Here is a 13,064-nt window from a genome sequence, read left to right on the forward strand (position 1 = left end):
CTTTCCCTTCATCAGTAGGTGTTATCCTGCTCGTTGATACGGGATCATCGAAGCATTCCCGATTATATTAAAAAAGACTACATGCAGCACCTCTGCATGTAGTCTTTTTTTATGTACTTCCAATTAGCGGTAATGGAAAATATGCGAAAAAAATTGTAAAATTAAATATACTTACAAAAATCTGAAAGTAAAGGGTGTGGACGATGAAAGGTTTTACAGTGGAATCTTTATTAGGTGTTATGAGTGAGTTGCTTTCAGACGAAACATCATTAGCTGTATCGAATACAAAAGAATATGTTTATTACCGACCAAGCAATCGTATTGATTTAAAAATCAAACCGGGTGACCTTGTAAAGAAAGGAACGATTACCTATAAAGCAATAATGACGAAACAGAAGGTGGCTGAATTTGTTAGCCGTGATATATTCGGTGTGCCTTATCAGGGCCGGGCTGTTCCGTTTTTTTATGAAGGCGACCTTGTAGGATGTGTCACATCTATTTATCCTGCCTTAATAAATGGAAAATCATTTGTAACTGTAAAATTAAATGATAGATATGTTCCCGTATCGCTTCAAAAGGTAATCTATGTAGAAGCGAAGGATAGAAGAACATTTGTATACTCAGAGGAATATGTAGGAACACATAAATATTCCTTACAGGAGTTTGAATATTTCTTACCGAAGGATATATTTATACGATGTCATCGATCCTTTATCGTTAATGTGAACTTTATTAAGGAAATATTTCCAGATATTCATTCTACGTTTATATTAGTCATGAAAAATGGTATTAAAATTCCTGTGAGTCAAACTTATTCTAGTTATTTTCGGAAAATACTCGGATTTTAAATATTCTCACTGTTTTGAACGTAAAAAACGTTCTTTATCCTCGTTTTTACTAATTGTATCCATATTTTCTTTTTATTATTATGTTATCGGTTACAATATATGAAAAATGGGAGAGAGGGATAAAAGTGGAATATAAAAATCGTATAAGAAACCCACGTTTACTTGATCGTGTTGTTAGCGCACAAGAAGCTGCAAGCTGGATTAAGAACGGAATGAGTATTGGATTTAGTGGATTTACGTCATCAGGCGATCCTAAAGTAGTCCCAGTTGCCCTAGCTGAACGAGCAAAAAATTCGGGTGAACCCTTTAAAATTAATGTTTATACAGGTGCTTCTGTTGGACCGGCAATTGACAAAGTATTAGCAGAAGCTGGTATTGTAGGTCTTCGTCTTCCCTTCCAATCTGATAAAACGATGCGTAAGGAAATCAATAATGGAAATGTTGAGTATTTGGACACTCACTTATCTGATACAGCAGACATGCTGCGTAACCAAATAATCTCTGTTGACATCGCTGTGGTGGAAGCGCTTTCTATCACAGAAGAAGGCTATATTGTACCAACAACTTCAGGTGGAAATAGTAGTATTTACGTAGAAATGGCAAAGGAAGTAATTGTTGAATTAAATACGGCTCAGTCTATTGATTTAGAAGGATTTCATGATGTATACAATCCTGGTCCACACGAAGGACGTACGCCAATTCCAATAACTGCAGTAGACCAAAGAATTGGTAATCCATATATCAAAGTAGATCCTGAAAAGATTAAAGGAATTGTAATAACGGAACAACAAGATACAGCTAAAACATTAGTGGATCCCGACGAAGAAACGAAGATGATTGCAAATCATTTAATTAACTTCTTACGTAAAGAGGTAAAAGTCGGAAAATTACCACTTCCATTACCGCCTCTTCAATCAGGTGTAGGTTCTGTTGCGAATGCAGTATTCTATGGATTCCTAGATTCAGAGTTTGAAGATTTAACTCTATATTCTGAAGTATTGCAAGATGCAGTTATTGATTGTATTGATGCTGGAAAAATTCGTTTTGCATCTGGCGGGGCCTTTACATTATCGCAAGCTAAAATGGATCATGTATTCAATCATTTAGAAAATTATAGAGATAAAATTGTTTTGCGTCCTCAAGAAATTTCAAATAATCCCGAGGTTGCACGTCGACTTGGATTAATAACAATTAATACTGCCCTTGAGTTTGATATTTATGGAAATGTAAATTCTACTCATGTTATGGGTACGAATATGATGAATGGTATCGGGGGATCTGGAGATTTTACACGTAGTGGCCGCCTTACAATGTTTGTAACAAAATCGATAGCGAAACATGGTAAAATTTCGAGTGTTGTTCCATTCGCATCTCATATTGATCATATTGAGCATGACGTAGACGTGTTAATAACAGAACAAGGTGTTGCTGATCTCCGTGGATTAACTCCTAAACAACGTGCACACGTTATTATCGAAAACTGTGCACATCCAATGTACCGGTCGCAACTACTAGAATACTTCAATGAAGCAATGCTCCGTGGTGGTCATACACCACATGTGTTAGAAAAAGCATTTTCTTGGCATACAAATTTTGCAAAGAACGGCACTATGCTTGAAGAAAAAGAAAGTAAAGTTAAAGCGTAAAAAAATGAAATAGAGTTCTAAGAAGCTACACGCAATACAAGTGTAGCTTCTTTATCTATCACTCTTTCTCTTTAGAAAACAAGTTATTTCTATTAGAGGAAGGTGGATGGGAATCTGTAACGAATATTAATTAATAAATTTCCATTATATTACTATTACTACAAAGATAGGGTATAATCCTTTATTGATTGCAAAATTTCTTTATAGTTTTTAGTAATGGATAGATAAGTTATTTCATACTCAACCATACATTTATTTACAAAAATGTAGTTATCAAACTTGGAATATATTTGATAGAATAAAAGTTGAAATACAGAATATGGAGTAACGCATAAATACTTTGTGAAAGGAGAATTCTATTTGTTTATTAATAGGATGAATTCCGATAATAACGTAATTATTCAACAAAGTATTTTAGACATGCTGAGGGATGGAGTGTTCTGCCTTAATAATAAAGGGAATTTATCGTTTATGAATAGGGAGGCAGAACGTCTTCTGCAGGTCAAGAAGGAGGAGATAATAGGGAAAAATATTTTAAAGATAAATAAGGATGCAAAACGTATATTTTTAAAGTATAGAAATGCTTTTGTTCATCAAACGTATTTTGAGTTTGAAGAATATTATCCACCTCTACATTGTTGGTTTAAAATAAAAGCCTACGAAGTCCAAGACTACTACGTTATACAATTTCAAGACATCACAATGAACAAAAAGTTGATTCAAGAAACACTTTACTATCATAACTCGCTTTTTGATTATCATCCTGATATTGTTTTTTTAATGAGCTTAGAGGGAACGATACTCGCAGTAAATCAAAAGTTCGTTGAATTAACTGGATATTCATCTGATGAAATGATTATGAATTCCTTCTTTATGATTTGTCATGATGAGGAAGCCATTCAATCTGTGGAAAAGGCATCTTTAGGGGAAAGACTTAACGTAGAAGTTAGGATTCAGAACAAAGATAATAAAATGCTTGATGTGGATTTGTTACTAAATCCTGTTATTGCAAATCAAGAAATCATCGGTATTTATGGCATTGCAAAGGATATTTCGGAGGCGAAATTTTCGAAAACGGAAATTGCTCGGCTAAATGATTTAAACGAATTAATCCTAAACTCTGTGGCAGAAGGAATATATGGGATTGATTTGAAAGGAAATATAATATTCTGGAATCAATCAGCACAGCGAATGACGGGCTTCGTGAAGGAAGAATTTCGTACTTACTCTCTTCATTCTGGTATCAATCAAACGGGCTATCCGTTAGCAAGTTGCAATTACGAGATTCAGGTGGTAGAGGATACTTTTTGGAGAAAAGATGGTAGCACCTTTCCGGTAGAGTATACAGCTACTCCGATTTGTGAACAAGGAAAAATCGTTGGAACGGTCATTACATTTCGCGATGTAAGTGAACGAAAACGAACGGAAGATATGCTAAGGCAATCAGAGAAATTATCTGCTGTTGGGCAGCTCGCCGCAGGAATCGCTCATGAAATTCGTAATCCACTCACATCTTTAAAAGGATTTCTACAACTTATGAGAGTGAATAACAGTCATAAGGAAGTATACTATGAAATTATGGACTCTGAATTTAATCGTATTGAAACGATATTAAGCGAGCTACTAATGGTCGCAAAACCGCAAGCTTCTACCTTTACTGTATGTTCCATTAATCAAATTATTCATGAAGTGACGACTCTTTTAGAAGCGCAAGCGGTATTGAAAGGTGTTCAAATTGTAAGTGAAGCGGAAGAAACTATTTTTGTATACTGCAATAGCAGTCAACTAAAGCAGGTTTTTATTAATTTAATTAAAAATGCAATTGAAGCAATGGATAAAGGCGGAATAATCTCTACAAACGTAAAAAAACAACAAGAATACGCCACCATACGCATATGCGACCAAGGAAAAGGAATCCCGAAAGAAAAACTAGATCAATTAGGCCGCCCTTTTTATTCAACAAAGGAAAAAGGAACTGGGCTCGGTCTCATGGTTACATACCAAATTATTGAGAATCATCAAGGGAAGATTGAAGTGCAAAGTGAAAAGGATATAGGCACGTGCTTTACGATTTCCCTTCCAATTGGAAGGGAAATCATAAGTGATAAATAATGATTCTGTTTAGGGGAATTAGGCCAATTATAGCTTTATGAGGAGAAATGTTTTCTTTCTTCTTTAAAGTGATAAGTGGCTTTTTTGTTGACTTTTTACTAGCATATAAACTGTTCTAAAGTGGTAAAAGCCTATATATGAAATTTCATGAATTGGTTTTTTGGGTAACACCGTGTTACAATATGAATAATAGATGAATAGATACAGGGAGCCGTAACGGCTGAGAGGATGTGAAATCACATCGACCGTAGACCTGATCTGGGTAATGCCAGCGTAGGAAAGTGTATCAGAGAATCGTAGTAACATTCTATGAATCTGTAAAAATAGGCTTTCTGCATTGGCAGGAAAGCCTTTTCATCTTTTAGGAGGGTGTTTGTATGTCTAAACAAGTTACAATTTCATTTTCTGTCGTTCCACAGGCGAAAACAGGCAATTTGTATGCGCTTGTTGATAAAGCAATTGAAGTGGTAGAGAAGTCTGGGGTTCGATATGAAGTAGGGGCGATGGAAACAACGCTTGAAGGGGATCTTGATGAATTGCTGGAGATTATTAAGAACGCACAACAAGCTTGTATTGATGCTGGGGCAGTTGAGACAATTACATCTATAAAAATCCATTATCGTCCAAGTACGGGTGTAACAATTGATGAAAAAATTGCAAAGTATCGTGAAAACTATGAAGCGAAAGAAATCAAATAGTATTATTACGATACTTTGGCTTCTTTTCTTGCTCATCCTATGGGAGGCTATTGTATCAATTTTTCATATTGAAACGTGGATTCTGCCGAAGCCTTCGTCCATTGTCCAAGAGCTGGTCGGGATGAAAGAACTTCTTTTTGTGAATACGCTTGTAACGCTAGATGAGGTTTTAATAGGTCTTGTCATTGCTGTTTGTTTTGGTACGTTGCTTGCAGTTGTGATGGATATGGTACCGCTATTTCGCGTGCTTATAAACCCATTATTAGTTATTTCGCAAACGGTTCCGATTGTAGCGATTGCACCCTTGTTTATTATTTGGTTTGGGTATGGGATGCTGCCCAAGGTTCTTGTCGTTGTATTAATTTGCTTCTTTCCAATTACATTAAGCATACTTGAAGGATTTCAAACTGTTGATCAAGCTATGCTTAATTTGATGAAGACGATGCGAGCTTCGACATGGCAAATTTACGAAAAAATTAAGTTTCCAGCAGTGCTACCGTATTTTTTCTCTGGTTTAAAAATCGCCGTCACATATAGTGTGATGGGGGCTATTATTGGAGAATGGCTTGGTGCGAGTGAAGGCCTTGGTGTTATGCTTACCCGTGCAACGAAGTCATTCTTAACCTCACGTGTGTTTGGTATTGCAGCTGTTATTGTCGGCATTACATTATTACTTTATTTTGCCGTAGAATTACTCGCAAGGATTGCTGCACCTTGGATATATAGAAAGGAAGACAACAAGTGAAAAAAGGTATCTTATTAACGATTATTACTGTATTTTTATTGTCAATTGTTGGATGTCAATCTGCTCCAACGAAACAGACTGCAAAGGATTTGAAGAAGGTTACGGTTGTACTAGATTGGTTTCCTAATACAAATCATACTGGACTCTATGTAGCTAAAACAAAGGAATATTATAAAAATCAAGGGTTAGATGTAAATATTATTCAACCAGGAGATAACGTTACAGTTGAACAAATGATTGCTTCTGGTAAGGCTGACTTTGGTATTAGCTATCAAGAAAATGTTACTTCCGCACGTGCAGAAGATGTACCAGTGGTTTCGATTGCAACGATTATGCAGCATAACACTTCTGCCTTTGCATCCTTAAAGAAAGATAATATTACATCTCCGAAGGACTTTGAAGGAAAACGCTATGGCGGTTGGGGCTCTCCTGCTGAAGAAGCAGCGATTGCAAGTATTATGAAGCAAGATAACGCTGATTTTAATAAAGTTAATAAAATTGTATTGGGTCAAACGGATTTTCTAAAGTCAATTGGACATGATGCAGATTTCGAATGGATTTATTACGGCTGGGATGGCATTGAAGCAAAACGTACAGGTGTTGATTTGAACACCATTATGGTAAAGGATTTGAACCCAGCATTGGATTACTATAGTCCTGTTATTATAACGAGTGAAAAGAATACGAAGGAAAATAAAGATCTTGTTACGAAATTTATGGCCGCAACTGCCCAAGGTTATGATTTCGCAATTAAAAATCCTTCAGAAGCCGCTGATATTTTAATTCAAAATGTGCCGGATATTAACAAGGACCTTGTTAAAGAAAGTCAAAAATGGGTTAGTACGAAATATCAAGATGATAGTGCACAGTGGGGGGTACAGAAGGAAAGCGTTTGGACGAATTATATGAATTTTCTATATGACAATAAGGTCATTAACAAGAAAATTGATGTAAATGCTGCATTTACAAACGAATTTCTTCCGAAAGCAAAATGAGTGGATTACAACTAACAGGCATAACGAAATCGTTTCAAGGAATGCCAGTCTTACAAGACATTCAGGCCCAGGTTAATGAAGGAGAGTTTGTCTCCTTTGTGGGTCCGAGCGGCTGTGGAAAAAGCACCTTGCTGAATATTATTGCCGGACTTGAAGGTAGCGATGGGGACGTATTGTTTGGCGATCAGTCCATTGAAAGTCAAGATCTGATCAGCTATATGCCGCAGCAAGATTTGCTGCTTCCATGGCGAACGATATTGCAAAATATTGTACTTCCTTTAGAAATTAACAAAGTAGAAAAAAAGAGACGAATGGTTGAAGGAATGAAGGTCCTTGAGCAGTTTGGACTTGCTGAATACGCCAATCATTATCCAGAGGCTTTGTCAGGCGGAATGCGGCAGCGCATTAGTTTTTTAAGGACGTATTTATGTAAAAAGCCGATTATGCTGCTTGATGAGCCATTTGGTAAGCTAGATGCTTTTACAAAAATGGATGTACATCGCTGGCTGCTGCAATCCTGGCAAAAAGGAAAGCAAACGATTGTCATGGTGACGCATGACTTAGAAGAAGCAGTGCTTTTGTCTGATCGTATTTTTATTCTATCTCAAAAACCTTCAATGATTATTGATGAAGTACGCGTTCGCCTTCCGCGTCCGCGTACGATGGAAATGATTACATCAAATGTGTTGAAGGAAGATAAAGATCGTATTTTGCGTATCTTGTCACCTTTTATGGCAGGATAGAATAAAGATTCCAGTAAGTATATTCAAAAACCCACAAAGTCCGTTATACGATTTTGTGGGTTTTGTTATATAGAAGACATATGTGATTACCTCTAATAAGAGATAGAAAGATTTTCACTTCTTGTCCATCAAAGAATCATACGGTTTGTATTTTCATCAAATTTGTTGTCCCTACTTTTTGAACAGGAACTCCAGCTGTAATGATAATCGTGTCATTCGGCGAGACGAGAGATGCTGTTTTGGCTGTTTCTACTGCATGCTGTATCATTTCATCGGTTGTTGTTACTTGCTTTGTTAGGAATGCAGTAACGCCCCAGACAAGTGAAAGCTGCCGATATACGGTTTCATCTGAGGTAATAGCGATAATAGGAGCCTTCGGACGATATTTTGAAATCATTCTAGCCGTATATCCACTTCTCGTGGGTGCAAGAATGGCCGTTATAGGTAGCGAGAGGGAGGTATGTGAGACAGATTGTCCGATAGCTTCTGTAATAAGTGATGAATAAGGATATTGCATACGATGTCGTTGTAGCTCCTCATAATTAAGTGACTTCTCGATAGAAGAGGCAATTCTATGCATGGTCTGAACGGATTGAACAGGATATAGCCCGGCTGCCGTTTCACCAGAGAGCATAATGGCATCGCTACCGTCGAGTACGGCGTTCGCTACATCCGATGCTTCTGCTCGTGTTGGTCTTGGTTGTTTTTGCATTGAATCTAGCATTTGCGTAGCGACTATAACAGGTTTGCCGACAGCGTTACACTTGTGTATTAGCATTTTTTGAATAAGTGGAACTTCTTCTGCGGGCATTTCAATACCCATATCTCCTCTTGCAACCATCAATCCATCTGCAATATCTAGAATGGAATCGATATTCGTGATTCCTTGTTTATTTTCTATTTTTGGAATGACACGAATATGCGATGCGTGATGTTCATGTAGAATATGTTTAATGGTAAGAACATCCGATGCATTTCGAATATACGAAGCAGCAATATAATCTACATGCTGGGAAATTCCAAATTTAATATCTTGTATATCTTTTTCGGTAACACCAGGAAGACGAATGTTTACGTTTGGAACGTTAATTCCTTTGTGATCTTTCAAGATGCCGCCGTGGATGACCTTAGTCTTTAGCTCACCGTTCTCTTTCTCCGTTACTTCTAATTCTAACAAGCCATCGTCAAGAAGAAGATGAGTGCCCACCTTTACATCATCATACAGTCCCTCGTAGGTAATGGAGAAGCACTCACTAGTACCAAGCACCTTCTTCATTGAGACCATGACTGTCGCACCGTCATTGAGCTCGGCTTGTCCTCCTTCAAACTCATGTGTTCGAATTTTCGGTCCTTTAATATCTAATAAAATAGAAACTGCTGTTCCAGTTTGTAAGGAAGCGAGTCGAATCATTTCAATTCGTGCTTGATGTTCCTCATAGTTACCATGGGAAAAATTTAGACGAGCCACGTTCATTCCCGCCTGCATTAGTTCTTTTAATATTTCTAAACTGCTGCTAGCCGGTCCAATCGTACATACAATCTTTGTTTTACGCATGATCATCATTCCTATCTTATAAGGTCATGCTGTTAGTTTGGAACGAATTTCAATAAATTATCCCACCTTAATAGATAGTAAAAATCAATCCTGCATACATTTTCTATTATGGACTAAGCGATTTAATAGCGGTTGTATATACTGCTACTACGAGGCAATCTGATTCGGATTGTTTCGTACTTCCCAATTTTAAAAATAATCGATTTATATCTAATATGAAGAAAAAAATAGCGAAAAGGGTAAGGAGGAGAAGAAATGAATTTTGTAATGAAATATAATGTTACTCCGCTTTATTTAACGGCACCGAGCCTGCGAAGACCTGAAATTCCGATGCAAAAAGTTGTCTTTATTGTTGCACACGATACAGGAAATCTGAATTCAACTGCTGCACAAAATGTAAGCTATTATGAAAGTTCTCGTAATGAAATAAGTGCTTCTGCTCATATTTTTGTAGATGATAAACAAATTATAGAATGTATCCCTGCCTTGACGGGTCTAGCCGAAAAAGCGTGGCACGTTCGCTATAATGTAACAGGGGATAATGAACGCTTTGGTGTGGATGCAAACGATGCAGCTATTGGAGTTGAGCTTTGCTTTTCAGATGATGGTTCAATTAATAACGAGGAGGCATATAAACGTTACGTTTGGGTAATTGCTTATATTTGCTACCGTTTTGGACTGGATCCTGCTACTAGTATTGTAGGGCATGAAGAGCTTGATCCAACCCGTAGAGAAGATCCCTCGACTGCCTTGCGCTATACAGGGCGCACTTTTTCTAATTTCGTGCAAGATGTAGTGAATGAATATGCTGCTTCAACTGGAGAAGGTAGTCCAGCACCTCAGCCATCACCAATTGGAATAGGAATTGCCACTATTATTGTTGATTCACTAAATGTTCGTTCAGAACCGAGCTTAAATGGCTCTGTTTTGAAAGTTGTGCATAAGGGAGAAGTATATATCGTATACTGTGAACAAAATGGCTGGTACAACGTAGGTGGGAATGAGTGGATTAGTGGAAAGCAGGAATATGTTAAGTTTGCGCCAAATGAACAAACTTCTTCACCTCAGCAGATTACCTCTGGCAATGCAATCATTCTTGTCGATGCATTAAACGTTCGCTCAGGTCCAAGTATAGATAGTAGCATAGTGAAAGTTGTGCATAAAGGAGAAACGTACCGGGTTTATTATGAAGAAAACGGCTGGTATAACGTCGGTGGAAATGAATGGATATGTGCTAATCAAAAATATGTTCGTTTTCGGCCAAATTAACCTAGAAAGGTGCACCTTTTTTGGTGCATCTTTCTAGGTTTACATAAGAGATACATTTGTTTGTGAAATGATTCGCAAAGGTTTCACATCTACTTACGTCATTACTTCCTATCAAATAGTATGCTAGTAATGAGATCTGCTATATTAAAGTCTTATCCCTTATGAATGGAATGGAGGAGATTAAAGATGACTCAAATGGTAGAAAAGATCATAGACGCTTGGCAAAGCTTTAAAGGTGCAACTTGGAAACGAGAAATTAATGTACGAGATTTTATTCTGCAAAATATAAGCTGTTATGATAGCGATGAATCATTCTTGAAAGATGCTACCAATGCGACAAAGGCATTGTGGGCACAAGTGATGGAACTTACTCAATTAGAACGACAAAATGAAGGCGTTTTAAATATGGATACTGAGATTGTATCAACGATTATCTCTCATAATCCTGGATATTTAAATAAAGAATTAGAAGCTATAGTTGGTTTTCAAACAGATGAGCCATTTAAACGCTCACTACAGCCATTTGGCGGTATTCGGATGGCAGAACAAGCATGTGAGTCCTATGGCTTTAAGGTGAGAGAAGACATAAGTCAAATTTTCCGAGATTGGCGAAAGACGCATAACCAAGGTGTATTTGACGCATATACAGATGAAATGAAGGCTGCCCGAAAATCAGCTATAATTACTGGTCTACCTGATGCGTATGGACGGGGGCGTATTATCGGTGATTATCGCCGCGTTGCGCTATATGGTGTAGATCGCTTGATTGAGGAGAAAAAGCGTGACTTTCAAAGTACATCGAACATAATGAGTGAGGAAGTAATTCGCCTTCGCGAGGAAATTGCCGAGCAAATTCGGGCATTATCTGAATTAAAGAAGATGGCAGCTTCGTACGGATTCGATATTGCAAAACCTGCTACAACTGCTCGTGAGGCATTCCAGTGGCTCTACTTTGCATATTTAGCTGCTATTAAAGAACAAAACGGAGCGGCGATGAGCTTAGGACGTACGTCAACGTTCTTAGATATTTATATCGAGCGTGATTTACAAAATGGAACATTGACAGAAGAAGAAGCACAAGAACTAGTTGACCATTTTGTCATGAAGCTTCGTCTTGTTAAATTTGCGAGAACACCTGATTATAATGAACTGTTTTCCGGTGATCCAACCTGGGTATCAGAGTCAATAGGCGGGGTTGCACTTGATGGAAGAGCACTTGTTACGAAAAACTCATTCCGTTTTCTTCATACATTAACGAATTTAGGGCCTGCACCGGAACCAAATTTAACGGTACTTTGGTCTACGAAATTGCCGCAAGCATTTAAAAGCTATTGTGCAAAAATGTCTATCCAGACGTCAGCCATTCAATATGAAAATGATGATTTGATGCGTGTTGAATATGGTGATGATTACGGAATTGCCTGCTGCGTTTCTGCTATGAGAATTGGAAAGCAAATGCAGTTTTTTGGTGCACGGGCAAATTTAGCAAAAGCATTGTTATACGCTATTAATGGCGGTAAAGATGAAAGATTAAAAGTACAAGTTGGACCAGAATATCAAGCAATTACAGCCGATACCCTGCAATATGAAGAGGTAATGAAGAAGTTTGATACAATGATGGATTGGTTGGCTGGCTTATATATAAATACGTTAAATATTATTCATTACATGCATGATAAATATAGCTATGAACGCATTGAAATGGCATTACATGACACTGAAATCATTCGTACGATGGCAACAGGAATTGCAGGTTTGTCCGTTGTTGCGGACTCACTTAGTGCGATTAAATATGCTACTGTAAAACCAATTCGGGACGAAAACGGTATTGCCGTAGATTTTGCTATTGAAGGAGATTTTCCGAAATACGGAAATAACGATGATCGTGTCGACAGCATTGCCATTGATATAGTAGAACGCTTTATGAAGAAGCTTCGTAAACATAAGACGTATCGTGACTCTACTCATACGATGTCGATTTTAACGATTACTTCTAATGTTGTATATGGTAAGAAAACAGGAAATACACCAGATGGTCGCCGCATGGGTGAGGCGTTTGCACCAGGTGCGAATCCAATGCATGGCCGCGATACGAAAGGAGCGCTAGCATCCTTGCTTTCTGTTGCTAAACTTCCGTATCATTACGCGTTAGATGGAATATCCAATACGTTTTCCATTATTCCAAAGGCACTTGGAAAAGAAGAACATACACAAGTGGAAAATCTGGTAACGATGTTAGATGGCTATGCTAGTAAGGAAGGTCATCATTTAAACGTCAATGTATTTAATAGAGAAACACTTCTTGATGCAATGGATCATCCAGAAAAATATCCACAGTTAACGATACGTGTATCTGGTTATGCGGTTAACTTCATTAAATTAACACGTGAGCAGCAAATAGAAGTGATTCATCGTACAATGCATGAATCTATGTAACGAAAGGGGCGCTTATG

The 13,064-nt window shown here is 37.6% G+C and carries 9 protein-coding genes, 1 pseudogene and 1 riboswitch; of the genes and pseudogenes, 9 read left to right on the top strand and 1 reads right to left on the bottom strand.

The genetic code is table 11. The features are described 5' to 3' along the window. Nucleotides 1-203: 203 nt before the first annotated feature. The 7 genes from ACM5BR_RS16010 to ACM5BR_RS16040 all read left to right on the top strand — a co-directional run bounded on the left by ACM5BR_RS16010 (nt 204) and on the right by ACM5BR_RS16040 (nt 7,787). A complete protein-coding gene (locus tag ACM5BR_RS16010; RefSeq protein WP_416829024.1) occupies nt 204-848 on the top strand; it encodes a LytTR family DNA-binding domain-containing protein in 645 nt (214 codons plus the stop codon). 80 nt (nt 849-928) lie between these two features. Further along, nucleotides 929-2,494 (top strand): succinate CoA transferase, encoded by a 1,566-nt coding sequence (locus ACM5BR_RS16015; protein WP_416829065.1) that lies wholly within the window; start codon nt 929-931, stop codon nt 2,492-2,494. Nucleotides 2,495-2,854: 360 nt separating this feature from the next. Further along, nucleotides 2,855-4,606 (top strand): PAS domain S-box protein, encoded by a 1,752-nt coding sequence (locus tag ACM5BR_RS16020; RefSeq protein WP_416829026.1) that lies wholly within the window; start codon nt 2,855-2,857, stop codon nt 4,604-4,606. A 196-nt stretch (nt 4,607-4,802) separates the two neighbouring features. Next, nucleotides 4,803-4,903: riboswitch (TPP riboswitch) on the top strand. A gap of 80 nt (nt 4,904-4,983) precedes the next feature. Continuing rightward, nucleotides 4,984-5,304 (top strand): MTH1187 family thiamine-binding protein, encoded by a 321-nt coding sequence (locus ACM5BR_RS16025; RefSeq protein ID WP_416829027.1) that lies wholly within the window; start codon nt 4,984-4,986, stop codon nt 5,302-5,304. Then, complete coding sequence (locus tag ACM5BR_RS16030; RefSeq protein WP_416829028.1) at nt 5,252-6,049, top strand: ABC transporter permease; 798 nt, start codon at nt 5,252-5,254, stop codon at nt 6,047-6,049. The genes ACM5BR_RS16025 and ACM5BR_RS16030 overlap by 53 nt, the downstream gene beginning before the upstream one ends. A 38-nt stretch (nt 6,050-6,087) precedes the next feature. Further along, nucleotides 6,088-7,044, top strand: coding sequence for an ABC transporter substrate-binding protein (locus ACM5BR_RS16035; protein ID WP_416829066.1), 957 nt, complete (start codon nt 6,088-6,090; stop codon nt 7,042-7,044). After that, the gene (locus tag ACM5BR_RS16040) at nt 7,041-7,787 is read left to right on the top strand and encodes an ABC transporter ATP-binding protein (protein ID WP_416829029.1); all 747 of its coding nucleotides are present in this window, start codon (nt 7,041-7,043) and stop codon (nt 7,785-7,787) included. Before ACM5BR_RS16035 ends, ACM5BR_RS16040 begins: the two co-directional genes overlap by 4 nt. A 139-nt stretch (nt 7,788-7,926) precedes the next feature. Here ACM5BR_RS16040 and pyk read toward each other — a convergent pair. Next, nucleotides 7,927-9,342 (bottom strand): annotated as a pseudogene (gene pyk / locus ACM5BR_RS16045) (pyruvate kinase); the annotation flags it as partial. Nucleotides 9,343-9,597: 255 nt separating this feature from the next. Here pyk and ACM5BR_RS16050 point away from each other — a divergent pair. Together ACM5BR_RS16050 and pflB are read left to right on the top strand one after the other, a co-directional pair. After that, entirely contained in the window at nt 9,598-10,611 is a 1,014-nt protein-coding gene (locus ACM5BR_RS16050) for an N-acetylmuramoyl-L-alanine amidase (protein ID WP_416829030.1), read from the top strand. A 195-nt stretch (nt 10,612-10,806) separates the two neighbouring features. After that, a complete protein-coding gene (pflB, locus tag ACM5BR_RS16055; protein ID WP_416829067.1) occupies nt 10,807-13,047 on the top strand; it encodes a formate C-acetyltransferase in 2,241 nt (746 codons plus the stop codon). The last annotated feature ends 17 nt before the right edge of the window (nt 13,048-13,064 follow it).

Origin of the sequence: Ectobacillus polymachus (assembly GCF_048159605.1) — a bacterium.
GTDB classification, from domain to species: Bacteria; Bacillota; Bacilli; order Bacillales; family Bacillaceae_G; genus Ectobacillus; species Ectobacillus polymachus.

Coding starts and splice junctions, on each gene's coding strand:
- ACM5BR_RS16010 (WP_416829024.1), top strand. CDS start 204: ATGAAAGGTTTTACAGTGGAATCTTTATTAGGTGTTATGAGTGAGTTG.
- ACM5BR_RS16015 (WP_416829065.1), top strand. CDS start 929: ATGTTATCGGTTACAATATATGAAAAATGGGAGAGAGGGATAAAAGTG.
- ACM5BR_RS16025 (WP_416829027.1), top strand. CDS start 4,984: ATGTCTAAACAAGTTACAATTTCATTTTCTGTCGTTCCACAGGCGAAA.
- ACM5BR_RS16030 (WP_416829028.1), top strand. CDS start 5,252: ATGAAAAAATTGCAAAGTATCGTGAAAACTATGAAGCGAAAGAAATCA.
- ACM5BR_RS16040 (WP_416829029.1), top strand. CDS start 7,041: ATGAGTGGATTACAACTAACAGGCATAACGAAATCGTTTCAAGGAATG.
- ACM5BR_RS16050 (WP_416829030.1), top strand. CDS start 9,598: ATGAATTTTGTAATGAAATATAATGTTACTCCGCTTTATTTAACGGCA.
- pflB (WP_416829067.1), top strand. CDS start 10,807: ATGGTAGAAAAGATCATAGACGCTTGGCAAAGCTTTAAAGGTGCAACT.